Source organism: Hyphomicrobium facile (assembly GCF_900116175.1).
Lineage (GTDB): Bacteria > Pseudomonadota > Alphaproteobacteria > Rhizobiales > Hyphomicrobiaceae > Hyphomicrobium_B > Hyphomicrobium_B facile.
Genome location: NZ_FPCH01000003.1, coordinates 690,638 through 714,495, shown reverse-complemented (window position 1 = coordinate 714,495; position 23,858 = coordinate 690,638). Strand labels below are relative to the sequence as shown.

Here is a 23,858-nt window from a genome sequence, read left to right as displayed (position 1 = left end):
AGGAACTCTTATGAAGATCAGCGCTAGAAACGTCATCAAGGGAACGATCGTCGACGTCCATAAAGGCGCGACGACCTCCCACGTCCGGATCGATGTCGGCGGCGGCACCATCGTGATGGCGTCGATCACCAACGAGGCCGTTGATGACCTCGGACTCGTCAAAGGCATGGCGGCGTCCGCCGTAATCAAAGCGACCGACGTCATGGTGATGGTAAGCTAGCATGAGAAAATTCGGATTGTTGCCCGTCGCTGTCTGCACGGTCGTGTTGACAGCGGCATCGACGGCTTTTGCCGCCGAAACCGGGGGCTGCGATAGCTTTCCCTGGTCGGTCAAAACGGAACTTCAATGGATGAAGGCTTCCGAAAGCGAAGCCTTGAAATCCGGCGCGAAGCTTCCCTCGCCTCCGGAAAAAGCCATTGCACTTTCATTGCAACCCATGAGCGCCGTGTCGTTTCCCGTGGCGCCGACCGGCAGGTTGAAACCCGAAGGAGACGTTTACGGCGGCTTCGTCAACTTCGATGGTCCGAGCAGCGCCCCGGGTCTGTATCAGGTGACACTGCAAACCGGCGGCTGGGTTGACGTCGTCCAGGACGGCAAGTCCTTAAAGCCCACCGCCCACAGCGGCAAATCCGATTGCGATGGCGTCCGAAAGACACTTCGTTTTAATTTGGATCCCGGACCGTTTACCGTCGAGTTCAGCAACATTAAGAAGGACTCGATAAAGTTTGCCATCCGGCAAGCCGAGTAGAGGCCGGGCGATAAAATTCTGAAGGATTTACCGCTCGGCGGATTGGCAGGGCTGACATGAATTACCTTGCCGATACGCCGAGACTGGAAATCTTCCGCCTCGCCGGAATTCCGATCAAGGTCGACATAACGTTCGCTCTGGTGCCGCTATTCCTGTTCGGCATCTTCCAGCAGTCCCCGGTTGCCTTCTCCGTCCTCGTGGCCGGCGTTTTTCTGTCGGTCCTGCTGCACGAAATCGGCCACGCAATCGTCGCCCGGCTTTTCGCCGTTCCCGTCGGTGAAATTCTTGTCGGCGGTTTCTACGGCTGGACCCGGATGCTACGCCCGCCCCCGTCCAAGCTCGCAAACATCATCATCCTGTTTGCGGGACCTTTGACCAACGGATTGATCTTTCTTCTTTGCTGGAATGCTCTCGGCCAACCCGATGTCGGCTTCAATGGCGGCTTCGGCCCAATCGACCCCGCACCGTGGCTCGAAGACAGTCCTTGGAAGTTGCAAGCCGCACTGACCCTCGGCGGCATCAACCTGGCGATGCTCATCTTCAATCTGCTCCCGGCCTTCCCCCTCGACGGCGGCAGGATCTACCGGGACATTCTGGGCGCGATACTGCCTGAATCGGGCGCCGTCCGGACAATTGCTCTGCTCGGCGTCATTGTCGGACTGTGGAGCGCTTTCATCGGGTTTCGCATGAATCTTGTGATGCTGCTGATCGGCGCCCAGATCGCCATCATCAACTGGTCAATCCTGAAGCAGCCCGCCGACGCGGAAAATAATTAGCAGGCGGCATTTGCAAAAGACCGGCTTCTCCGGCCATATCTCGCGCGTAGCGTAGCGCCCGCCGGAGTTTTGATGTCATGACCCGCGTCTCCGTCAACCGCACGCTCTCGCGGCTGTACTGGCTGCTCGCCGTCGTCTTGGCTTTGCTGCTCGCGTCGAAGTTCGCCAACGACATTCCGGGCCTTCCGCCCTTCGTCGTCTCCGCCGCCAGCAACGTCTACGAATTCATGCGCGATATGTCGTTGCTCATCGCGACGGGCGGCGTCGCCTATATTTCCAACGTCTTCCAGAAGCGGTCGAATTTCATCGATAGCCTCGAAGAAGAATGGCGCAACATCGTGCGGACGAAGTCCGTCCTGCTGTCGACCTGCGAAAAGCCTTACCTCGCGACCGACGATTATCTGGCGGCCTACTACCGGATCAGCGAGACGATCGACACGATGCGCATCGTCTATCGCAACACCGGCGAGACCGACGGCCTGATCGGCCTTTACCCCTACGCGCCGCTTCACGACATGCGCCGGGCGCTTCAGACGCTCGATCCAAGGGTGGCGCCTGAGGCATCGAACGAGAAGAAGGCGCTCGTCCGCGATGCGATTTTGCAAGCGTTCGCGGCACTTCGCGAAACCTTCCTGGAAGAGCTCGACCTGGAAGAGCCGCAGCATCCGCTGTTGATCCCCGGAAGCCGCCGCCTGAAGACCCCGGGCGCCGCAGTCTCGGCGCTCGTCGTTGCGGAAAACCAGCGTCGGCGCCTTGCGCGCGAACCCTCGCCGCGGCCCGATATTGACGAATTTCTGACAACCCTGCGGACCGAGGAAGAAGCCCAAAAACCGGCCGCCGAAACCGCCGCTGTCCGCTAGCAACGTCCTGAGCGGTCTGATCGGGTTGGATATGCGCCTCTGCAGCACCACTTAACAAATATCGTGCCAAAGGGCGCCATGTCGCGCTTCCCGACTGTTAAGCCGCACCCTAATTTTCGGAAGCTGCCTAGCCCAGCGCCGTGCCGCCATGCTACGTGCGACCCCTATATTGCGCCGCAGTGGCACTGCCCGTGGCGCTCATCCATAACTCAGGTTGTAAATGGCCCTTCGCAATATCGCGATCATCGCTCACGTTGACCATGGCAAGACGACACTCGTCGACGAGCTTCTGAAGCAGTCCGGCTCGTTCCGGGAAAACCAGAAGGTTGCCGAACGAGCGATGGATTCGAACGACATCGAACGCGAGCGGGGCATCACCATCCTCGCCAAATGTACGAGTGTTGAGTGGAAAGGTACCCACATCAACATCGTCGATACGCCCGGTCACGCCGACTTCGGCGGCGAAGTCGAACGTATCCTCAACATGGTCGACGGCGTCATCGTTCTGGTAGACGCCTCCGAAGGCCCGCTGCCGCAGACGAAATTCGTCGTCTCGAAGGCCCTGAAGCGCGGCCTCCGCCCGATCGTCGCGATCAACAAGATCGACCGCCCGGACGAACGTCACCTCGACGTCTTGAACGAAGTCTTCGACCTCTTCGCCAACCTCGACGCGACCGACGAGCAGCTCGACTTCCCCGTTCTTTACGGCTCGGGCCGCTCGGGCTGGATGGCGCGCGATCCTGCGGGGCCGCAGGAAAATCTGGCGCCGATGTTCGATCTCATCCTCGATCACGTGCCGCCGCCGGCCGTCGACGATGGCCCGTTCCGTATGCTTGCGACGACGCTGGACGCCGATCCGTTCCTTGGCCGTATTCTCACGGGCCGCGTCACGTCGGGCACCGTTAAGCCGAACCAGCAGCTGAAGGCTCTCGACCGCGAGGGCAAGGTTCTGGAGAGCTTCCGCGTTCAAAAGGTTCTGGCGTTCCACGGCCTTGAGCGCACCCCGGTTGAATCGGCAGGCGCCGGCGACATCATCGCGCTCGCAGGCATGAGCATGGCGAACGTTGCCGACACGCTCTGCGATCCCGTCGTTACCGATCCGCTGCCCGCCCAGCCCGTCGATCCGCCGACGCTGTCGATGACGTTCCGCATCAACGACGGCCCGTTTGCGGGCCAGGAAGGCGACAAGGTTCAAAGCCGCGTCATCCGCGATCGCCTCCTGAAGGAAGCCGAACGCAATATCGCCATTCGCATTGAACAAAGCGAAGACAACGACAGCTTCGTCGTCTCGGGCCGCGGCGAGCTTCAGCTCGCGATCCTGATCGAGAATATGCGCCGCGAAGGCTTCGAGCTGACCGTGTCGCGGCCGAAGGTGGTGTTCGAGACCGATCCCGAAACCAACCAGCGCCTTGAGCCGATCGAGGAAGTCATCGTCGACGTCGACGACAACTATACGGGCGTCGTCGTGCAGAAGCTCGCCGAGCGCAAAGGCGATCTTCTCGAGATGCGCCCCTCCGGTGGCGGACGCACGCGCATGGTGTTCCACGTGCCGACGCGCGGGCTTCTCGGCTATCAGTCGGAGCTTCTGTCCGACACGCGCGGCACCGGCATCATGAACAAGCTGTTTCATGCCTATAAGCCGTACCGGGGTGAAATTGCCGGACGCCGCACGGGGGTACTGATTTCCAACAGCCCCGGCGAAGCCGTCGCCTACGCGATCTTCAACCTTCAGGATCGCGGGCCCTTCATGGTCAACCCGCAGGACCGCGTTTACGAGGGCATGATCGTCGGCGAGCACTCGCGCGAGAACGATCTCGAAGTCAACGTCGTCAAGGGCAAGAAGCTGACGAACGTCCGCGCCTCGGGCAAGGACGACGCCGTTCTGCTGACCCCGCCGATGCGTCTGACGCTCGAAAAGGCGATGAGCTACATCACCGACGAAGAGCTCGTCGAGGTAACGCCGAAGTCGATCCGCCTGCGCAAGCGCTGGCTCGATCCCAACGAACGCAAGCGCCAGAGCCGCAAGAGCGAAGCCGATCGCGCGAGTGGCGCTGCGTAAACTCGCTTTAACAATATTGTGACAATCCGGCGGAACATCGCAGCTCGGCCTTGTCCCCTCGCGCCCCGCGCCCAAGTGAAAGACTTCTGAGGCAGAACCACAGGAGTTTTCGATGAAGCAGCTCTTTTTCGCAATGTGCGCGGCATGTGCACTGTCAGCCCCGGCATTTGCCGATGCTCCCCTATCTGACGACGAGATGAAGCGCGCGACCGCTGCAGCCGCCGCATGGGGATGCGAAGGCGGCAAGTGGGAAAAGGAAACCGAAAGCACCGGCGTTTACGAGCTCGACGACGCCAAATGCAAAGAGGGCGGCCAGTACGACCTGAAGTTTGATAAGAACTTTAAGCTGATCGATATGAGCGCCGACTGACATCGCAAACCCAATTTACTGACACTGCGGGCGGCTCCTTCGGGAGTTCCGCCCGTAATTTTATCTGCATCCCAGCGCTGCGCATCGCCCCGAAGCGCCGATTTGACTTATGAGACGACGTTTGGTTTGACTGCCGGGCGCCAATTCGGCGTCACCGGGGAAATGGGCCGAACCACCTGACAATGCCTCTTTCCATCGACACCTCATTGGAGACGGCCTTCGACAGCCGTTGGCTGCAGTGATCGACTGGCCCAATGGCGTAACGCCGACACCGGCTTTCGAGCGTGCGGCCGCCTTCATGGAAGAAGAGACCGGCAACCTGTTCGTCACCGGACGGGCCGGAACCGGCAAGTCGACACTGCTCAAAGCGCTGCGCGACGCCTACGAAGACCGCATGGTCGTGCTCGCACCGACGGGCCTCGCCGCGATCAACATCGGCGGCCAGACGATCCATTCATTCTTCGGCTTTCCACCTCGGCTCATCCAGGAAAGCGACATTCGCCGAAGCCGCAACGGCCGCGTGATGCGCGAACTCGATTTCGTCGTCATCGACGAAGCCTCGATGGTGCGATCCGATATGATGTGGGCGATAGACCGCTCGCTTCGCGTCAACCGCGGACGTCCGCGCGAGCCCTTCGGCGGCGCACGCATCTTGCTGTTCGCCGACCTCCATCAATTGCCGCCCGTCATTCAGGAGCGCGAAGTCCTCGCGCATCTCGTCGAAGCGCACGGAAGCCCGTTTTTCTTTTCGATCCCTGCGCTGCGGGAAGGAAGCGGCACGGCGCTTCTCGAACTCGACCAGATCTTCCGCCAGACCGACGACGCGCTGATCCATGTGCTGAACTCCGTCCGCGAAGGCAGTGTCAGCGACGACGATCTCGCCTTCATCAATAAGCGCGTCAGCCCGATCCGCACGCTTGCCGAAGGCGAGCCCTATGTGATCCTGACGACGACGAACGCAGCCGCCAAGCGCATCAACACCGCTTATCTCGAAGCGCTGAAAGGCCAGCCGACGCGTTTCGATGCGAATATCACCGGAGACTTTGCAACGAACGTCCAGCCGGCCGACGTCGCTCTCGAGCTGAAAGTCGGCGCCAAGGTGATGATGCTGAGGAACGATCCCGACAAGCGTTGGGTCAACGGCACGATCGCCCGCGTCTCGCGCCTGACGGAAAAGCAGATCTTCGTCGAAGTTGCAGGCAAGGAATACGAAGTCGAGCAGGTCGCCTGGGAGCATCGGCGTTATGCTTTCGATCAATCCGCCGAAAAGATCGTCGAGACGATTGCAGGGACGTTCAAGCAATTCCCGCTTCGTTTGGCTTGGGCGCTGACGATTCACAAAGCCCAGGGGCTGACCCTCGATAAGGTCTATGTCGACCTCGGCGGAGGCACGTTCGCGCACGGCCAGACGTACGTCGCGCTTTCGCGCTGCCGGACGCTCGAAGGACTGGCTCTGGCCCGCCCTCTCACGCGCCGCGACGTTATGTTCGATCCGAGCGCGATCGGCTATCGCGATGTTTTTTCAAAACTTTGACGCATTTGAAACGGGCACTGGCCTTCGCACGTGCGAAGAAGAGGATAGGGGATAACTGCCCTTCCGGGTCGGCGTTTAAACATATTTGAGGCATAACGACGCGCTTTAGGCATTGAAACTCGCATTTCTCGAAGTGCGAAGCAAAAACATATTGCATCGCACAATGACTTTGCATATATATCGAGCACTGGTTTCGCCATCGGGCGCCAGCCCCTCTTTAGAAGTCGCACTCGATTTATTGAAAAATTAGGAGTCACCCCATGACCGATGCTTTTACCCGCCAAGTCCAAGACTTCACCAAGCAAGCTCAAGAGATGTTCACCGCTGGCAAGGACGCCAAGGTTCCTGAGAACATTTCCGCGTTTGCAGAAGATGCGATCGCAAAATCGCGCGACGCCTATCACAAGTTCACATCCCTCGCGAAAGACAACGCCAAGGTCGCCGAGGAAGTCCTTTTGACGACCCAGGCCGGCGCTAAGTCGATCGGCGAGAAGATCGTTGCCAACACGCTTGCCAACACGGAAGCGGCTTTCGAAGCCGCCCAGGCCATGGCACGCGCCCGCACGTTCCCGGAAATCGCACGCCTGCAGGCAAACTATTGGCAGCAGCAGTTCGCTGTTGCTGGCTCCCAGTCGAAGGAGCTCTTCGAGCTCTCGAACAAGGTCACCAAGCAGACTCTTGAAACGGTTGGCGCCGCGACGACGAAGTCGTTCGAGCAGTTCAAGAGCGTCGGCTAAGGACTCGAGTATGACAACGGCCGCCTTTGAGGCCGGTCGAGTGGGGCACTTCGGTCGAAGACTGGACGCGGGACACTAGTTCCGCGTCTTTTTTTATTTCGATCGGGGTCAGAACCGCTGATGCGTTTTACCCGTCTTAGCGCTAGACTATTTTTATGCTGAACCAGAGCCTCGAGGTTTCTGTCCGCAACGCCCGGTCTGCCGACGCCGGCGAGATCGCTCAGGTTTTCCGCGATTCATGGCGGCTCGCGTATACCGGCATCCTCCCCGCTCTCCATCTCGAACGAGAAATTATGCGCCGGGATGCCACTTGGTGGCGTCGCGCAATCGCAGCCGAACGAAATCTGCTCGTCGCTCTGCATGGCGACACCATCGCAGGCTATGCAACGTGCGGACGCGCCCGTGGCGGCGGCCGTGACGGTGGCGAGATCTACGAGCTTTACTTAACGCCCGTTTACCAAGGCCTCGGCATCGGCGAACATTTGTTCGAGGCCTGCCGCGCGACGCTCGACGGCCTCGACTTGGAGCGCTTGATCGTCTGGGCACTCGAAGGCAATGACAGGGCCCGGGCCTTCTACATCAGCTGCGGCGGCCGACCGACGCGCCGGTCCTGCGTCCGATTTGGCAAAGTCCTCAGCACCCGCATCGCGTTCGAGTGGTAAAGGCACCATTGGCCTATGGCCAGCGGGCTGCTTTTGCCGCATGTGATGCTTGCAAGCCGTGACCTAAGCGGTCGTGGAACCGCCGTTCTTCCACGCGAAGTCCGGCCGCCAAACGAAACGATTTAATTTGAGGTCCACCATGCGTCTCGACGCAATCAGCCCGGGCAACAACCCGCCGGATGATATCAATGTCGTAATTGAAGTGCCGGTCGGCGGCGAGCCGATCAAATACGAGATGGACAAGGCGTCCGGCGCTCTCGTCGTCGATCGCTTTCTCTACACGCCGATGCGCTACCCCGGCAATTACGGCTTCGTCCCCCATACATTGGGAAGTGACGGCGATCCGATCGACGTTCTCGTCTGCAACACGCGCGCAATCGTCCCGGGCGCCGTCATCAACTGCCGCCCCGTCGGCGTTCTTGTGATGTCGGACGACGGCGGCGGCGACGAAAAGATCATCGCGGTGCCCTCGAGCAAGCTGACGAAGCGCTACGAGACCGTGACGAGCTATACCGACCTGCCGAAGATCTCCATCGAGCAGATCGAGCACTTCTTTGCCCACTACAAAGACCTCGAGCCGGGCAAATGGGTGAAGATCGATCACTGGGGCCACGCCGACGAAGCCAAATCGCTCATTGTGGATGCCCTGAAGCGCGCCAAAACCCCCGCTTAAGGGATTTGACGACGATTGCTCGCCGTTAAGGGCCTCAATCCGGTAATTATCCCGGACCTGCCCTTTACGGTCGAGCAACCGAGTTGCTATATCCGCCCGGCTGAACGGCTTACCTTCGAGCTACCGGAGACGTCATGAAGATCGCCGTCATGGGCGCGGCCGGCCGAATGGGCCGCGAACTGATCCGCGCGATCGCCGCCGAACCCGGCTGCACCGTTAGCGGCGCCACCGAAACGCCGGGCTCGTCGGTCCTTGGAAAGGACATCGGCGAACTCGCGGGGCTCGAGCATCTCGGCATCGCCGTGACGAGCGACGCCGCTGCCGTTATCGCCGCGGCCGACGCCATCGTCGATTTCACCATTCCGAAAGCGAGCGTGGAATTCGCCCGGCTGGCGGCAAGCTCCGGAACAGCCGACATCATCGGCACGACCGGCTTCGACGCAGAAGGCTTGGCTGCGATTGCAGACGCCGCAAAGCGGACGCCGATCGTCAAGGCCGGAAACATGAGCCTTGGCCTCAACCTCCTGCAGGCGCTGACACGCCAGGTGGCCGCCGCGCTCGGGAACGACTACGACATCGAAATTGTTGAAATGCATCACAGGGCGAAAATAGACGCCCCGTCCGGAACGGCCTTGATGTTGGGAGAAGCCGCTGCCGCTGGCCGAAAAATTGCGCTCGAAGATCATTCCGTTCGCGTTCGCGACGGACACACCGGTCCCCGCCGGGCGGGCGATATCGGGTTTGCAACGTTGCGCGGAGGCAGCGTCGTCGGCGATCACACGGTGATTTTTGCTGGCGAGGGAGAGCGGATCGAGCTCACTCATCGTGCAGCCGATCGAGGGATTTTTGCCCGGGGCGCAGTGAAAGCGGCCCTTTGGTCAAAAGGCCGCGCGCCGGGTCTCTACGCGATGACCGACGTGCTGGGTATCTAATCAGGCAATTGCCGACCGCTGCTGGAGACGCCGGGATGAAGATATGACGGACGCTCTGACAGACAACATTCTTGTGCTTGTCCGCCACGGCGAGAGCGAGTGGAACAAGCTCAATCTGTTCACTGGCTGGCGCAATCCGGATCTGACGGAGAAGGGCGTGATAGAGGCTCGCGTGGCGGGCCGGATGATCCGCGACCACCGCGTCAAGTTCGATATCGCGTTCACGAGTGCTCTGAAGCGCGCTCAGCGTACGCTCGATATCATCCTGTCGGAGCTTCACCAGCCCGATGTGCCGATCATTCGCAACCCCGCTTTGAACGAACGCGACTATGGCGCGCTCTCCGGCCTCAATAAGGATGAGGCGCGCAAGAAGTGGGGCGAATCCCAGGTCCAGCTCTGGCGCCGATCTTACGACATTGCGCCCCCCGACGGCGAAAGCCTGAAGGACACGCTCGCCCGCGTCCGCCCCTATTACGATGAAGCCATCTGGCCGCAAATCACGGCGGGCAAGAACGTGATCATCGTGGCGCACGGCAACTCGCTTCGCTCCCTCGTGATGATCCTGGAAAATCTGTCGAAGGATGAAATCCTCGAGCGCGAGCTCGCGACGGGCGCTCCAATTCTTTACAGGCTCGGGGCAGACGGCAAGGCAATCGACCGCAAGGATCTGCTTCCGGCACGCTCACTTGCAGCGCCGCCTGAGGATCGTATTGTCTAACCCTCAGACCGCATCGACTAAGGACCATATCGTCTAGACAGTGCTGATCGACCGGGGGGTGAGATGGCGTTGGAAGAACTTAGTGGCGACGCGGCCGGAGAAAACGTCAACCGGGAAAGCACAAGCTACCACGCCGTAAAAACCCGAGAGAAGCTCATCGGCGTCTATGTCGGCATTCTCGCTGTCGTTCTGGCTCTTTGCAGCCTCGGCGACAGCAACTCCCAGCAAGACGCGACCCAGCACAATATCGCCGCCGCGAACGTCTGGTCCTTCTTCCAGGCCAAGAATGCCCGCCGCCAGTCACTGCGACTTCACGCCGACGAATTCGATGTGATGCTGAAGTCGACGCCCGCGATGCCGGACGACGCCCAAAAGTACATCGAAGCAAAAATCGCCGACTACAAGCTTCAGGATAAGCTGCTCACCTCCGATCCGGAACGGGGCGAGGGTCTCGATGAACTCTTTGCGAAGGGCAAAGCCCTCGAAGCTTCGCGTGATGAAGCGCTGAAGCGCGGCCCCTATTTCGACTACGGCCAGGCACTCCTGCAAATCGCGATCGTGCTTGCTTCCGTTGCGCTGATCTCGGGCGGCAACTTCCTCCTTTTCGCAAGCTTTGTGCTCGGCGGCTTCGGCGCGGTTCTCACCATCGGCGGCTTCACGCTGCTCGTTCCGCTACCGGGCTTCCTGTCCTGACGCGCCAGACTTCTCGGACCCAGACTTCTCGGAGCCCGTCGCCGCGGGCCCGGGCGCCCCAGGGAGATCGAAGCTGACGAGGTTCGTCGCGATCACGCCTCTATCGCGAATAAGCTCCACGCGCCCGCTGTAGTGTCCGGCGGGCCAAGCATCGCCGAGGCGCCGTTTGCCGGCAAAAGCAACGTACGTCGCCTTATCGCGCTCGAGCGGAGCGGCGTTCTCGTCAAAAATCTCACTCCCCGGCCCCGAGGCGACGAAACGCACGAGGTCGCCTTTCATCAGATTGATAAAGCGGCCGTAGAGGATGATCGCGGGCGATGACGCCGTCAGCGGAACGACGTCGCGATCGTTGATCTCAAGCGCCTCGACAGTCGGCGGCGCGCCTGCGAACGCCGCGCCGATCATCTCGCCGTTTTTATAAGGAAACGCCGCTGCGGCCGCCGGCTGCCACATCCCGGGCCCGCGCGCGTTGGGATCGCATTTTCCCTCCGCCGCATCGGGGAGAAAAGGATCGATGATTTTCCCGTCGTGACGAACGCTGATGTGGACTTGCGCGAAGTCCGCCATGCCGGAAAATCCGGCGTCACCCAGCTGATCGCCGCGCTTGACGGCTTGGTCTTTGGCGACGCGCACGCTGCCCTGGCGCATGTGGCAATACTGGGTTTCCCAGCCGCCCCCATGATCGAGAATGACGCCGTTGCCGCATTCGCGGCCCGCAACGTCTTGCGGCTTCGCCTTTTTGAAGAAAACGTCCGCGACCCCGTCCCTCACCGCTTTAACGGTTCCGTCGGCGGACGCGAGGACGGCCACCGGTGGCGTCGTCGCGGCTGCGGAGAGCAGGCGGAAATCGACGCCGCTATGCTTTTCATAGGTGGCCCGGCCGCACATGTAGTCCTTGGCGGAGCGTCCAGGGTCGATATCGACGTAGTTCTGAATGAAGCAGGTCTTATGGGGCTGGCAGGCAAGCGGCAGCGAGAGCTCCGGCCGGTCCTCTGAAGCCGCGCCCTGGCTTAGAAGGCCTGTCAGCAGAAGTCCTAATGCCGCCGAAGCGGACCGACACCGTCGAAGCTGCATATCACCCCTCTGCGCCAAAGTGCCGTTTTTCGCGGCCGGGAGCTTGCCGCGCGCCTGTCCAAACGCTAGCACTCCCCCCGACTGATTTCCCCACCTGAGTTGGACCAAGGATTGTTAACCGATGACGACGCACAACCTTCTTTTGCTCCCTGGCGATGGCATCGGCGTTGAAACAATCGCAGAGGTCGAACGGCTCATCGGTTTCTTCAACAGCAAGAGCAATGTCGTCCGCTTCTCGGTTGACCGCGATCTCGTCGGCGGCGCCGCCTACGACGCGCATGGCGTCGCGATCACCGACGAGGCAATGGCGAAGGCGGAAAAAGCCGACGCCGTGATCTTCGGCGCCGTCGGCGGACCGAAGTGGGCAAACGTTCCCTATCAGCACCGCCCGGAAGCCGGCCTCCTGCGCCTGCGGAAAGATCTCGATCTCTTCGCCAATCTTCGCCCGGCGATCTGCTACCCCGCGCTCGCCGATGCTTCGAGCCTGAAGCGCGAGCTGGTCGAAGGCCTCGACATCATGATCGTGCGCGAGCTGACGGGCGGCGTCTATTTTGGCGAGCCGAAAGAAATCGTAACGCTCGAGAACGGCGAACGGCGCGCAGTCGATACGCAGGTCTACACCACGCATGAAGTGGAGCGGATCACCAAGGTTGCTTTCGACCTCGCTCGGAAGCGCAAAAACCTCGTCCACTCGGCCGAAAAGCACAACGTCATGCGGACCGGCGTGCTCTGGAAGCAGGTCACGACCGACGTCCATAAGTCTTACGCACCCGACGTAACGCTCGAGCACATTCTCGCCGACAACTGCGCGATGCAGCTGATCCGCAATCCGAAGCAGTTCGACGTCATCGTCACCGACAATCTCTTCGGCGACGTCCTGTCCGACGAAGCAGCCATGATGACGGGCTCGCTCGGCATGTTGCCGTCGGCATCCCTTGGCGCTCCCGATCCCAAGACCGGCCGCCGCAAAGCGCTTTACGAGCCCGTGCATGGCTCAGCGCCCGACATCGCCGGCAAGGGTCTCGCGAACCCGATCGCGACGATCGCCTCGTTCGCGATGGCGCTTCGCTATTCGTTCGACCTCGGCGCAGAAGCCGATCTCGTCGACAAGGCGATTGCGCGCGTCCTTGATAAGGGCCTGAGAACCGGCGACATCATGCAGCCTGGAATGACCAAGGTCGGCACGAGCGAGATGGGCAAGGCAATCGAAGACGAACTGAAGTCGCTCGCCGCCTGATCGCACTTCACAAGGTGCTCTAGATCCAGGCTCTCTGCTTCGCTACAGCGGGGATGACAGCCGAAGAACGAAGAAACATCCCGCGCTTGGCGGCCGGCTCGCGGAACGCGAGTCGCCAAGCGCAATTAAACAGCCGGCTCGTCTTGGCAGGCGCTTGGATGGCCCTGTATGGCCCCGCGCGCTGTCCAGCGCGGCTTGCCATCGCCCGGCCCCGGCGCTGCTTGTTCCGTTCGCGAAACGAAATAGAATTCGTAGCAGTTCGTATCAACGCGGCTGACGCGGTAGCAGCCGCCCGTCTCATCGAAATCGTAGATCGTGCACAGCGTGCCTTGGGTGATCGACCAATGCCCACGGAGCGTCATCGCGGCTTCGACGTAGTTGAGCCGCCCGTCGCTCCCGTAGTGTTCGGTGAAATGCTTGCCGTTCACATAGCGGCCATCGATTGTCGCACCCTTGAACCGCTGAAGCTCCGTATCGTCCAGCCACGCGCTGATCGCGAAGCTGGATGGCGAGAATGCTGGAGCAGTAAGCACAAGCGCCCCGATGGCAAACATCGTAAGCGTCTTCAACGGATTCACTAGCGGCCCCCTTTTTCCTCTGTCGCGAACGGCGAACTGTTGCCGCTACTAAAGACATAAAATGTTTCCTTCGCGGCCGCGGACGCATGGGCGGGATGTCGCCACCCTCATTTTCCGTACGCGAAGTTCAATTAAGAACGCGTGCAGCTGCCATGCCTCGACAATCCTTGAAAATCTTGGGCTGGCCGAGTATGTGAACGCCCAGGAAGACATGCGTCGCACGAGCGAATCTCGTAGATAAAAACCAAGATTTTCAAGGACATAACGTTATGGGCTATAAGGTCGCCATCGTCGGCGCCACGGGCAACGTAGGCCGCGAGATGCTGAATGTGCTCGCGGAACGCAAATTTCCCGTCAGCGAACTCCATGCTCTGGCATCGCGCCGTTCGATGGGCACAGAGGTTTCGTTCGGCGATCGCGTCATCAAATGCCAGGATTTGGAAACGTTTGACTTCACCGGCGTTGACTTCTGCTTGATGTCGGCAGGATCGACCGTTTCGAAGGAATGGTCGCCGCGTATCGGCGCTCAGGGAACGATCGTCATCGATAACTCATCGTGCTGGCGCTACGACCAGGACGTGCCCCTCGTCGTGCCGGAAGTGAACGCCGACGCGATCCGCGGTTTCACGAAGAAGAACATCATCGCGAACCCGAACTGCTCGACTGCCCAGCTCGTTGTGGCCCTGAAGCCGCTCCACGATGCAGCGAAGATCAAGCGCGTCGTCGTTTCGACCTACCAGTCCGTCTCCGGCGCCGGCAAGGACGCGATGGATGAACTTTGGCAGCAGACCAAAGGCAAGTACGTGCCTGGCCAGGAAGTTGACCCGAAGAAGTTTCCGAAGCAGATCGCCTTCAACTGCATTCCTCACATCGACGTCTTCATGGAGGACGGATACACGAAGGAGGAATGGAAGATGCTCGCCGAAACCAAGAAGATCTTGGACCCCAAGATCAAGCTTACGGCGACATGCGTGCGCGTTCCGGTCTTCGTCGGACATTCCGAAGCGGTGAACATCGAGTTCGAGAAAGCGATCAGCCCCGAAGAAGCCCGCGAAATTCTGCGCGCTTCGCCCGGCATCGTCGTCATCGATAAGCGCGAGCCCGGCGGCTACATCACGCCCGTCGAGGCGGCCGGCGAATTCTCGACATTCGTATCGCGCATCCGCGAAGACGCGACCGTCGAAAACGGTCTCGCGATGTGGATCGTCTCCGACAATCTACTCAAGGGCGCAGCCCTCAATGCTGTGCAGATTGCAGAGACGATCGTCAATCAGCGGCTTGTACCGAAGGCCGCTTAAGCTCCACGCCGCTGAGTTGAGGGAGCGTCCGCAGATTTGCCGGCGCTCTCTTTTTCTCTCAGGCGGTTGAGCGTCTGAATGATCGCGCCGAGATCCTGGAGAAACCGGTCTCGTTGCGATGCGGGCAGCCCCGACAGGATGCGCTCGTCGACCTTGCGAGCAAGCGGATCGCGCGCTTTCAGAACTTTCGCACCCTCTTCCGTCACCTTGACGGCATAGGCTCGTGCGTCGTCCCGCGTACGGCGGCGTTGAAGCAAGCCCTTCTTGAGCATGCGGCGAACCACGTCCGCCAGTGTCGAGCGGTCGATGCCCGTCAGCTCCACGAGCTGAGTCTGGCTCACGCCCTCGTTGTTAGCGACCGTCAACAAGATCGCATACTGGCGAGGTGTTAGATCATCCTCGCCAAGTTCACTTTGGAAGATTTCGGCCGCACATTGTCCGGCTCGGTGTAGAAGATGCAAAGGCGACCGTTCAAGGCGGTTGATTGTATCTCGTGCCATTCCATGCCCCAGTACATTCCACCCAATCTCCCCCCCGAAAGATTCATCGAAGCTCCAAGACCCAAAAACCGTGGCTCAGCGATAAGGCGAAATGATCAAACCTAAAGTTCAGTCCGGTAGTTCCTGCCAAGAAATACTACCTGGAGTGCTCCGTCCAGTGAAAAGGCAAACGGCGTTCAAAAATTTGCGAATAACAGAAAGGGACTGGAGTCAGGCTTGCGAATTACGACGCATTCGGACCATTTCTGTCAGCGGCCTCGTGTTTCTTCAGAAGGCCTATTTGTGCGAGCGCAAAAAGGAACGTGATCGGCATAATGCCGAAGACCTTGAACGCCACCCACGTGTCGGTGGAGAACAGCCGCCACATCACTTCGTTGAGGATCGCGAGAAAAACGAAGAATAACGCCCATCTGAGCGTCAGAATCCGCCAGCCCTCTTCGGAGAGGCGCATGACGTCACCAAATACGATCTTGAGAAACAGACGGCCCGAGACAAGCCCGGCGAATAGAATTGCCGCGAAAAGACCGTTCACGATGGTCGGCTTGATCTTGATGAAATGGTCGTCCTGCAGCCACAACGTCAAGCCGCCGAACACAAGAACGAATGCGCCGGTAACGAGCGGCATCGTGGCGATCCGCCCGAGCAGGAAGTGCGAAGCCACAAGCGAAATGACCGTCGCGACCATGAAGGCCCCGGTCCCAGCGAAGATGCCGTAGCGGCTGTTGCCGATGAAAAATACGACGAGCGGGCCAAGCTCGACGAGCAGCTTGATCAACTGCTTGCGATCGAACTGCGGCTCATCGCTCGTACCTGGCACCTTTTGCTGATCCGACATGTTCTCTAGCCTTCAACGTGCGCCGGATCGGGCAAGCGATATTTCTGCATGATCCTGGTGAGGACCCACGCATAAAGTCCAGACACCGGCAGGACGATCGCGACCTTGAACAGGATCCAGACGTTCACACCGTCCATTTCATGGCCCAAAATCTCGTACATCCGGTTTTCTTGAAAGGTCTGCCGAACGTATTCGTTCGCTGCAGCCGTCAAAAAGAAGAAGAGCGCGAAGCTCCAGGTAAACTTGTGCCAGCCTTCATCGGTGTAATGGAACGTTTTCTCGAAAACATATTTGAAAAAGTTCTGATTCAACCAAAGCCCTGAAATCAGGAACACACCGAACAAAGCATTGAAGATCGTAACTTTGATCTGAACCCACATCGGGTCGTGCGTGATGAGCGTCAGAGCAGCAAAGACGATCGTGACGCTCGACGCGATAAGCGGGAAAATCGGCGGCCGGTGGAACATGTAAAGCATCACGCCGATGGACAGAACCGTCGTGCCGATCAGCGCCCAGGTCCCCGCGTTGATGCCGAAGAAGGCGTTGACGACGAACATCGTCACCAACGGACCGAATTCACTGAGAATGTTGATCGTCTGCTCGGCGTTGAATGGAAAGAAGCGCTTGCGTGCCTTCATCAGTGGAGGATTCCCGATATTTAAGTCTTGGGTCATATGGTGTTCCGTTCCCCGCGAACTCAGATGCCTGCGATGGCCCGCGCAAAATCCGCTGCCGAAAAGGCCTGCAGATCGTCCGCCCCTTCTCCGACCCCGATGGCGTGCACCGGTAAGCCGAACTTGGCGGCGATCGCAACAAGAATGCCCCCGCGAGCCGTCCCATCGAGTTTCGTCATGATCAAGCCTGTCACACCGGCGCGGTCTCGAAAAACCTCGACTTGGTTCAGGGCGTTCTGACCTGTCGTCGCATCAAGCACAAGCACAACGTCGTGCGGAGCGCTCGGATCAAGCTTCTTTAGAACGCGTGTGACTTTTTCGAGTTCTTCCATCAGCACCTGCTTATTTTGCAGCCGCCCGGCCGTATCGAGCAAAAGCACATCCGCGCCAGTTGCTTGCGCCTGTTTCAAGGCGTCAAACGCCAATCCTGAGGAATCACCGCCGACCTCACGCGCAACGACGGGAACGCCCGCGCGCTCGCCCCATACCTTCAACTGGTCTATGGCCGCCGCACGGAACGTATCACCCGCGGCGAGCACAACCGATTTTCCTTCCGATTTGAATTTGTTGGCGAGCTTGCCGATCGTCGTCGTCTTGCCCGTGCCGTTGACGCCGACCATCATGATCACATGCGGTTTATGCGACGGCTCGATGACAAGTGGCTTGGCGACGGGCGTCAGCACACGCTCGACCTCCGTCGCGAGAACGCTTCGCACCTCATCGGCGGAAATGCCCTTCTCGAAGCGCCCCTTGCCGATGGCGTCCGTGATCCGGCTCGTCGTCTCAAGACCGAGATCCGACTGGATCAAGAGATCTTCGAGATCGTCGAGCGTATTGGCGTCGAGCTTTCGCTTCGAAAAAAGATCCGTGATGCCGGACGTCAATTTCGATGACGTTTTGCCGAGCCCGGACTTTAGCCGTTGAAACCAGCTCTGTTTCACCGGCGCCTCAGCTGCAGGGGCGATGTCCGGGGCCACGGCGACCGGCGGCGCGGCGTCCGGAGCAACGGACGGAACAACGTCTTCGCTGCGTTTCGCGTCTTGTTCAGGGGCAGGCTCTGACGCACCTTTGAAAAAGCGGCCGAAGATCCCTTTGCCTTTTTCCTTGGGTTCGCTCACGCGCAAACCTCGCCGACGAGCCGTTGCGCATCCGCGCGCTTGATGTGGGCACTCACGATCGCGCCCGCACTGTGAACACGCTCGCCCTGCATGAGAACCTCTGCAAATTGCGGCGTGCGTCCGTTGCCGTCGCGTTCGACCAGCACTTCAACCACCTTCCCGCGTTGACTTTCGAGATATGAAGCGAGCACCTCTCGGCCCTTGGCGCGAAGCTTCGCTGCGCGCTCCTTCACGACGTTCCCCGGAACTTGCGGCATACGCGCTGCAGGCGTCCCGTGGCGAGCAGAAAATGGAAACACGTGAAGATACGTAAGTCCGCATTCATCGACGATGCTGTGAGAATTTTCGAACATGTCATCCGTTTCGGTTGGAAACCCCGCGATGAGATCGGCGCCGAACACGATGTCAGGCCGTAGCGCCCGCGCTTTCTCGCAGAACGCAATCGCGTCGGCGCGCAAATGCCGCCGCTTCATTCGCTTCAACGTAAGATCGTCGCCGGCTTGCAGCGACAAATGCAGATGCGGCATCAACCGCTCCTCTTCGCCGAGCGCGATCATCAGATCGGCATCGGCTTCGACTTGATCGATCGACGACAGGCGAAGGCGCACGAGTTCCGGCACATGCTTCAACACGTGCCGAACGAGCTGGCCGAGTGTCTGTGCGCCCGGAAGATCGCGGCCATAAGACGTGATGTCGACGCCCGTCAGCACGACTTCCAAGTATCCACGCTCGACGAGCCCGCGCACCTGCGTGACGATTTCTCCGGCAGGCACCGAGCGCGACGGACCGCGGCCGAACGGAATGATACAAAACGTGCAACGATGATCGCACCCATTCTGAATCTGCAAATACGCGCGCGTGTGCGAATGAAAACCGTCGATCATATGGAGCGCCGACTCGCGCACGCTCATGATGTCGTTCACCAGAACCCGCTCGCTCGTCGATGTCGACAGGCCGGCGAAGGTCTCCGCCTTCATCTTCTCGCCATTGCCGATGACGTGATCGACTTCGGCCATATCGGCAAAGCGCTCTGGCTCGATCTGCGCCGCGCAGCCGGTAACGATAATGCGCGCGTCCGGTCTCTCGCGTCGCAGCCTGCGCACGGTCTGCGCTGCCTGGCGAACGGCTTCGCCCGTCACTGCACACGTATTGACGATGACGGCGTTATCAAGCCCCGCCTCGCGCGCGTGACGCCGCATAACCTCGGATTCATAAACATTCAGCCGGCAGCCGAGCGTTATCACTTCGGGTTCGGACATAAGCTTCGTCGTCGTCCTTTTGAGAGGCGCTCGCAAAAGCGAAGCCGGGCGTCGAACTAAACCGACACCTTTGCCAATTTGGAGAAATCGATCGCGCCCTCGTACTCGAACTCCACGGGGCCCGTCATCAGGATGTGGTTATTGGCCGCCCACTCGATCATGAGGTCACCGCCGGGCAAGGTTACTTTCACGCGGCGGCCAGTGAGACGCTTCCGGGCAGCCGACACCGCCACGGCGCACGCCGCCGAGCCGCATGCCAACGTTAAGCCCGCTCCGCGCTCCCACGTTCTGACGAGAATGGATTCCGAAGACGTCACCTGCGCCAGCGAGATATTCGCGCGCTCCGGAAAAATGGGATGGTTCTCGAGCAACGGCCCGAACCGTCCGAGGTCGTAGAGATCGAGATCCTCGACCCAGAAGATCGCATGCGGATTGCCGACATTGACGACGGACGGAGAATGCAAGACCGGATTGTCGATCGGCCCCACTTGCAGCTCGATGGCCCGAGTGTCGCGAAATTCTTCCGCCAGCGGAATATCCTGCCAATCGAATTTGGGCTCACCCATGTCGACGGTTATCGAAGCCTGATTTTTGACGACCGTGCCGAGAACGCCAGCGCGCGTTTCGACCAGAAAGCGCTCGCCTGCGCCGCCTTGGGCAAGAAACCAGCCGACGCAGCGCATGCCGTTGCCGCACGCACCGGCTTCCGATCCGTCGGCGTTGTAAATGCGCACGAACGATAGGGTGCCCGCCGTTCTGGGCGCGTGCAGAACCATCATCTGGTCGAACCGCGAAATGCGATCCGCGGCCACCGCCGCGACTTCTTCCGGCGTGAACGTCCGCGAGCTATTGCGCAAATCGACAACGACGATCTCGTTGCCGAGTCCGTTCATTTTTAGGAAGGGAAGGGTCGTTGCGGTATTCATGTGAGCCTATATGGCGAGAAGCGCGAAAAATGACAATCGGAACAGGGTCACGGCGCGGAGAGGCCGCGCTATGATCGATATCGCGGCAGCTGCCTTGGCCTCGTCGCGGAACAAACATCGTCGCTTGCCCGTTAGTGTGCCGCAAATGCTTGTTTTAGTTGAACGAACTGCGAGCGTCGCTCAAATCACATGAGATCATAAATGGCGCAACCATCGTCAAACCCGCTCCTTTTCAAAATCGCCTTCGCCCGCGCACGCCCTTGCTATTGCTACGGTTGTATTTGCCTCACCGCCGACGAGCGAGCCTACGAACGCCGCGTTTTCAACTTGGCGCGCGCTTGGGGCAGGCAACGCAAGCGACCCACCCCAGCATTGCAAAGTTAGCAACTAGGCCGGCCGGACAGTGTGACAGGGGCGCAAGCCGGCTCGAGTTTCTCTAGTTCGCGGCTTGCGCAAATACCGAAATCACGCACAACTACTCCCTCAGTCGTCGGGGACAGGGTTTTGGGGATGAGGGTTTTCGTGCGCATCGCGGCGACGGTCGGTCTGGCCGCCGTCATTGCGATAGGAGCAGAAAACGGCGCGTCGGCCGAAAGCCTTCTCTATGCCCTCAAAGTCGGCGTGCTCGCCCACGACGTGCCGGACCTCTGGAGCGGCTTCCAGGTCGAGCGCAACGCCGTTGACATCAATATCGAAGCCCAATTTGCAGCGGCCTGGGCGCTGCCCTGGGGCGCCATTCGGCCGGTCATCGGCGGATCGATCAACACCCGCGGCGACACCAGCGACGGCTATATCGACGCCCGCTGGCAGGGCGATTGCCCGTCGGGATTATTCTTTGGGCTGGGCCTCGGCGCCGCCATCCACGACGGCGAAATCGGCGGACCGGGCTCCGATCCCGACAAGAAGTGGCTAGGCTCGCGCGTCCTGTTCCACATCCCGATGGAAGTTGGTTACCATCTCGACGAGCATTCCGACGTTTCGGTCTATTTCGAGCACATGTCGAACGCCTACACCCAGAAATTCAACGAAGGCATGGACCGCATCGGCCTCCGTTACGGTTACCGGTTCTAAGGTTCCTTGCGCCGCTGAGATCCTGCGCTTGGCCGGCCCTGCGCAGAGGCGTCGCACCCGCCGGCAAAGTTGACTTTTTCGGCCCTTTCCCCCATACCCACGCCATTCCGACGGCCCTGACTTCAGAGCCGCCGCCCTGCACATGGCCTTTTTTCGCGAAAAGCGTCCGGGAGGCAGGGGGGTAAACATCCGGCGGCGCGTGGCGCTCCCGGGTGCGTTTGTGCTTTGCGCAGTACGGCTTTGCGCATGGGACGGACGTTCCCACATCTAACGTCATCCCGGCGAGGCCGGGATCCATCCAGGCTTCAGGCTTGGGCGGATCCCCGCCTGCGCGGGGATGACGACCGAAACGAGTTAGCAAGAACGGGTTTGCAAGGCCGAATGTTTCAATCGCTGACAGAACGCCTCTCAGGCGTCCTTGATAAGCTGACCCGACGCGGCGCGCTGACCGAAGGCGACGTCGTCGAGGCCATGCGCGAAGTTCGCCGCGCCCTTCTCGAAGCCGACGTCGCGCTCGATGTCGTCAAGGATTTCACCGAGAAGGTCAAAGCCAAGGCCGTCGGCGCCGAAGTCCTCCGCTCCGTCACGCCCGGCCAGATGGTCGTCAAGATCGTCAACGACGAGCTCGTGGCGATGCTGGGCTCCGATGCGCAGCCGATTGACCTCCATGCGGCCCCGCCCGTTGGCATCCTGATGGTCGGCTTGCAGGGCTCGGGCAAGACGACGACGACCGCCAAGATCGCCTACCGCCTCACGAACCGCGATCGCAAGAAAGTGCTGATGGCGTCGCTCGACACGCGGCGACCGGCAGCACAGGAACAGCTCCGCGTCCTCGGTGAGCAGACAGGCGTCGCGACGCTCCCGATAATCGCGGGTCAAAATCCGCTTCAGATCGCCCGCCGCGCCGAAGACGCAGCCAAGCTCGGCGGTTTCGATGTCATCATTTACGATACCGCCGGCCGCGTCACCGTCGACGAAGAGCTGATGGATGAGGTTCGCGACGTCAAAGCCGCGATCCACCCGCACGAAGTTCTTCTCGTCGCTGACTCGCTGACCGGCCAGGACGCCGTCAACACCGCGAAAGCCTTCGATGGCCATATCGGCGTGACAGGCATCGTCCTGACCCGCGCCGACGGTGACGGCCGCGGCGGCGCCGCGCTCTCGATGCGCGCTGTAACCGGTAAGCCCATCAAGCTGATCGGCGTCGGCGAGAAATGGGACGCGCTCGAAGATTTCCATCCGGGCCGCATCGCCTCGCGCATTCTCGGCATGGGCGACGTCGTCTCGCTCGTCGAAAAAGCCGCTCAAACGATCGACGTCGAAAAAGCGACGAAGATCGCCGAGAAGATGAAGAAGGGGTCGTTCGACCTCGAAGACCTTTCCGATCAGTTGCAGCAGATGCAGAAGCTCGGCGGCATGGGCGGCGTGCTCGGCATGTTGCCGGGCGTCGCCAAGATCAAAGGCCAGATCAACGAAGCCGGTCTCGACAAAAGCCTCGTTCATCAACGGGCGATCATTTCGTCGATGACGCCGAAGGAACGGCGCAATCCGAAAATTCTAGACGCCAAGCGCAAGCGCCGCATCGCGGCGGGCTCGGGCACCAAGGTCGAAGAACTCAACAAGCTTCTCAAGATGCACCGCCAGATGGCGGACATGATGAAAACCATGGGCCGCAACGGCGGCATGCTGAACAAATTCCTCGGGCGCACTGGTGGTGGGCCTTCGGAAGCCGAGATGCAGGCGATGCAGGCCGATCTCGCAAAGCTCGACCCGAAGGCGCTGGAACAGCTTCCCGCCGAACTCAAGGAGCAGGTCGCCAAGGGCCTCGCTGGTGGCGGCGGATCCACGCCAAGCCTTCCTCCCGGTTTCGGCCGTGGCCTTCCGGGCCTTGGTGGCGCACTACCGAAAGGCCTTCCAGGCCTCGGCGGCGGAATGCCGAAGTTCCCCGGGCTTCCCGGAAAGAAAAGATGACGTCTCAAACAACCACTTCAAGAACACATTCGATTTGAACAGGAGAACAGTACTATGTCGGTGAAAATTCGCTTGTCGCGCGGTGGCGCCAAGAAGCGTCCCTACTACTACGTGGTCGTTGCCCACCACACGAGCCCGCGCGACGGCCGTTACATCGAGCAGATCGGCACCTTCGATCCGATGCTCAAGAAGGACGATCCGAACCGGATCAAGCTCGTTGAAGAGCGCGTAAAGCATTGGCTGAGCGTTGGCGCGCAGCCGACCGATCGCGTTCTCCGCCTGCTCGACGCTACCGGCCTTGCCAAGCGCACCGCCTCGGTCAATCCCGAGAAGGCGAAGCCGAAGAAGAAGGCGCAGGAGCGCGCCGCTGCAGCTGCAGAGAAAGCCGCCAAGGCTGCCGAAGCCGCGCAGGGCGAGACCGCCTGAACCGCGAGCTGAGCCGCAAGGCATTTCGTGTTTCCAAAAAACCTCTCGAGTGCAACTCGGGAGGTTTTTTCGTTGCAGCTCTCACTGGCCCGAATTTTGGAGCACCACCTCTGGGTGTGTGGGAGTGG

The 23,858-nt window shown here is 60.3% G+C and carries 26 protein-coding genes; 18 read left to right on the top strand and 8 right to left on the bottom strand.

The window, feature by feature from the left end:
- Positions 1-10 precede the first annotated feature (10 nt).
- The 13 genes from BM399_RS16450 (at position 11) to BM399_RS16390 (ending at position 10,763) form a co-directional block, all read left to right on the top strand.
- Positions 11-220: a TOBE domain-containing protein gene (locus tag BM399_RS16450; protein WP_092868814.1), complete on the top strand. Its 210-nt coding sequence runs from the start codon at positions 11-13 to the stop codon at positions 218-220.
- A gap of 1 nt (position 221) precedes the next feature.
- Complete coding sequence (locus tag BM399_RS16445) at positions 222-749, top strand: hypothetical protein (protein WP_244531312.1); 528 nt, start codon at positions 222-224, stop codon at positions 747-749.
- A gap of 56 nt (positions 750-805) precedes the next feature.
- The gene (locus tag BM399_RS16440; protein ID WP_092868813.1) at positions 806-1,525 is read left to right on the top strand and encodes a site-2 protease family protein; all 720 of its coding nucleotides are present in this window, start codon (positions 806-808) and stop codon (positions 1,523-1,525) included.
- Between the two features lie 77 nt (positions 1,526-1,602).
- A complete protein-coding gene (locus tag BM399_RS16435; RefSeq protein ID WP_092868812.1) occupies positions 1,603-2,385 on the top strand; it encodes a hypothetical protein in 783 nt (260 codons plus the stop codon).
- A 220-nt stretch (positions 2,386-2,605) separates the two neighbouring features.
- Entirely contained in the window at positions 2,606-4,444 is a 1,839-nt protein-coding gene (typA, locus tag BM399_RS16430; protein WP_092868811.1) for a translational GTPase TypA, read from the top strand.
- Between the two features lie 112 nt (positions 4,445-4,556).
- The gene (locus tag BM399_RS16425; RefSeq protein WP_092868810.1) at positions 4,557-4,814 is read left to right on the top strand and encodes a PepSY domain-containing protein; all 258 of its coding nucleotides are present in this window, start codon (positions 4,557-4,559) and stop codon (positions 4,812-4,814) included.
- A gap of 238 nt (positions 4,815-5,052) precedes the next feature.
- A complete protein-coding gene (locus tag BM399_RS16420; protein WP_092869160.1) occupies positions 5,053-6,348 on the top strand; it encodes an ATP-dependent DNA helicase in 1,296 nt (431 codons plus the stop codon).
- A gap of 260 nt (positions 6,349-6,608) precedes the next feature.
- Positions 6,609-7,085: a phasin family protein gene (locus BM399_RS16415; protein ID WP_092868809.1), complete on the top strand. Its 477-nt coding sequence runs from the start codon at positions 6,609-6,611 to the stop codon at positions 7,083-7,085.
- A gap of 155 nt (positions 7,086-7,240) precedes the next feature.
- Positions 7,241-7,747 carry a GNAT family N-acetyltransferase gene (locus tag BM399_RS16410; RefSeq protein ID WP_092868808.1) on the top strand — a complete coding sequence of 169 codons (507 nt, stop codon included), beginning with the start codon at positions 7,241-7,243 and terminating at the stop codon, positions 7,745-7,747.
- Between the two features lie 139 nt (positions 7,748-7,886).
- Complete coding sequence (gene ppa / locus BM399_RS16405; RefSeq protein ID WP_092868807.1) at positions 7,887-8,420, top strand: inorganic diphosphatase; 534 nt, start codon at positions 7,887-7,889, stop codon at positions 8,418-8,420.
- A 134-nt stretch (positions 8,421-8,554) separates the two neighbouring features.
- Complete coding sequence (gene dapB / locus BM399_RS16400) at positions 8,555-9,352, top strand: 4-hydroxy-tetrahydrodipicolinate reductase (protein ID WP_092868806.1); 798 nt, start codon at positions 8,555-8,557, stop codon at positions 9,350-9,352.
- Between the two features lie 43 nt (positions 9,353-9,395).
- Entirely contained in the window at positions 9,396-10,070 is a 675-nt protein-coding gene (locus tag BM399_RS16395) for a 2,3-bisphosphoglycerate-dependent phosphoglycerate mutase (protein ID WP_092868805.1), read from the top strand.
- 63 nt (positions 10,071-10,133) lie between these two features.
- On the top strand, positions 10,134-10,763 hold the full coding sequence (locus BM399_RS16390) for a DUF4337 domain-containing protein (RefSeq protein WP_092868804.1): 630 nt from the start codon (positions 10,134-10,136) through the stop codon (positions 10,761-10,763).
- On the opposite strand, the gene BM399_RS16385 is transcribed toward BM399_RS16390, so the two are convergent.
- Positions 10,743-11,837: a M23 family metallopeptidase gene (locus BM399_RS16385; RefSeq protein ID WP_092868803.1), complete on the bottom strand. Its 1,095-nt coding sequence runs from the start codon at positions 11,835-11,837 to the stop codon at positions 10,743-10,745. The genes BM399_RS16390 and BM399_RS16385 overlap by 21 nt on opposite strands.
- Before the next feature lie 121 nt (positions 11,838-11,958).
- On the opposite strand from BM399_RS16385, the gene leuB reads away from it, so the two are divergent.
- Positions 11,959-13,074, top strand: coding sequence for a 3-isopropylmalate dehydrogenase (gene leuB, locus BM399_RS16380; RefSeq protein ID WP_092868802.1), 1,116 nt, complete (start codon positions 11,959-11,961; stop codon positions 13,072-13,074).
- Between the two features lie 125 nt (positions 13,075-13,199).
- Here leuB and BM399_RS16375 read toward each other — a convergent pair whose 3' ends face one another.
- A complete protein-coding gene (locus tag BM399_RS16375) occupies positions 13,200-13,628 on the bottom strand; it encodes a hypothetical protein (RefSeq protein ID WP_244531311.1) in 429 nt (142 codons plus the stop codon).
- Between the two features lie 293 nt (positions 13,629-13,921).
- Here BM399_RS16375 and BM399_RS16370 point away from each other — a divergent pair, with 293 nt between their 5' ends.
- The gene (locus tag BM399_RS16370; RefSeq protein ID WP_092868801.1) at positions 13,922-14,950 is read left to right on the top strand and encodes an aspartate-semialdehyde dehydrogenase; all 1,029 of its coding nucleotides are present in this window, start codon (positions 13,922-13,924) and stop codon (positions 14,948-14,950) included.
- Here BM399_RS16370 and BM399_RS16365 read toward each other — a convergent pair.
- From BM399_RS16365 to dapF, 6 genes are all read right to left on the bottom strand, one after another.
- A complete protein-coding gene (locus BM399_RS16365; RefSeq protein WP_092868800.1) occupies positions 14,947-15,450 on the bottom strand; it encodes a MarR family winged helix-turn-helix transcriptional regulator in 504 nt (167 codons plus the stop codon). The two genes, BM399_RS16370 and BM399_RS16365, sit on opposite strands and share 4 nt — an antisense overlap.
- Positions 15,451-15,673: 223 nt before the next feature.
- Complete coding sequence (locus tag BM399_RS16360; RefSeq protein ID WP_092868799.1) at positions 15,674-16,285, bottom strand: septation protein A; 612 nt, start codon at positions 16,283-16,285, stop codon at positions 15,674-15,676.
- 5 nt (positions 16,286-16,290) lie between these two features.
- Positions 16,291-16,923, bottom strand: a complete 633-nt coding sequence (locus BM399_RS16355) for an inner membrane-spanning protein YciB (RefSeq protein ID WP_244531310.1) — start codon at positions 16,921-16,923, stop codon at positions 16,291-16,293.
- Positions 16,924-16,982: 59 nt separating this feature from the next.
- A complete protein-coding gene (gene ftsY, locus BM399_RS16350; RefSeq protein WP_092868797.1) occupies positions 16,983-18,077 on the bottom strand; it encodes a signal recognition particle-docking protein FtsY in 1,095 nt (364 codons plus the stop codon).
- Positions 18,074-19,336, bottom strand: coding sequence for a tRNA (N(6)-L-threonylcarbamoyladenosine(37)-C(2))-methylthiotransferase MtaB (gene mtaB / locus BM399_RS16345; protein WP_092868796.1), 1,263 nt, complete (start codon positions 19,334-19,336; stop codon positions 18,074-18,076). The genes ftsY and mtaB overlap by 4 nt, the downstream gene beginning before the upstream one ends.
- A gap of 56 nt (positions 19,337-19,392) precedes the next feature.
- On the bottom strand, positions 19,393-20,262 hold the full coding sequence (dapF, locus tag BM399_RS16340; RefSeq protein WP_092868795.1) for a diaminopimelate epimerase: 870 nt from the start codon (positions 20,260-20,262) through the stop codon (positions 19,393-19,395).
- A gap of 510 nt (positions 20,263-20,772) precedes the next feature.
- Between dapF and BM399_RS16335 the strand changes: the two genes are divergently transcribed.
- The 3 genes from BM399_RS16335 to rpsP all read left to right on the top strand — a co-directional run bounded on the left by BM399_RS16335 (position 20,773) and on the right by rpsP (position 23,730).
- Positions 20,773-21,333: an acyloxyacyl hydrolase gene (locus tag BM399_RS16335; protein ID WP_092868794.1), complete on the top strand. Its 561-nt coding sequence runs from the start codon at positions 20,773-20,775 to the stop codon at positions 21,331-21,333.
- A 381-nt stretch (positions 21,334-21,714) separates the two neighbouring features.
- Complete coding sequence (gene ffh / locus BM399_RS16330; RefSeq protein ID WP_092868793.1) at positions 21,715-23,304, top strand: signal recognition particle protein; 1,590 nt, start codon at positions 21,715-21,717, stop codon at positions 23,302-23,304.
- Between the two features lie 54 nt (positions 23,305-23,358).
- Positions 23,359-23,730, top strand: coding sequence for a 30S ribosomal protein S16 (gene rpsP / locus BM399_RS16325; protein ID WP_092868792.1), 372 nt, complete (start codon positions 23,359-23,361; stop codon positions 23,728-23,730).
- Positions 23,731-23,858 lie beyond the last annotated feature (128 nt).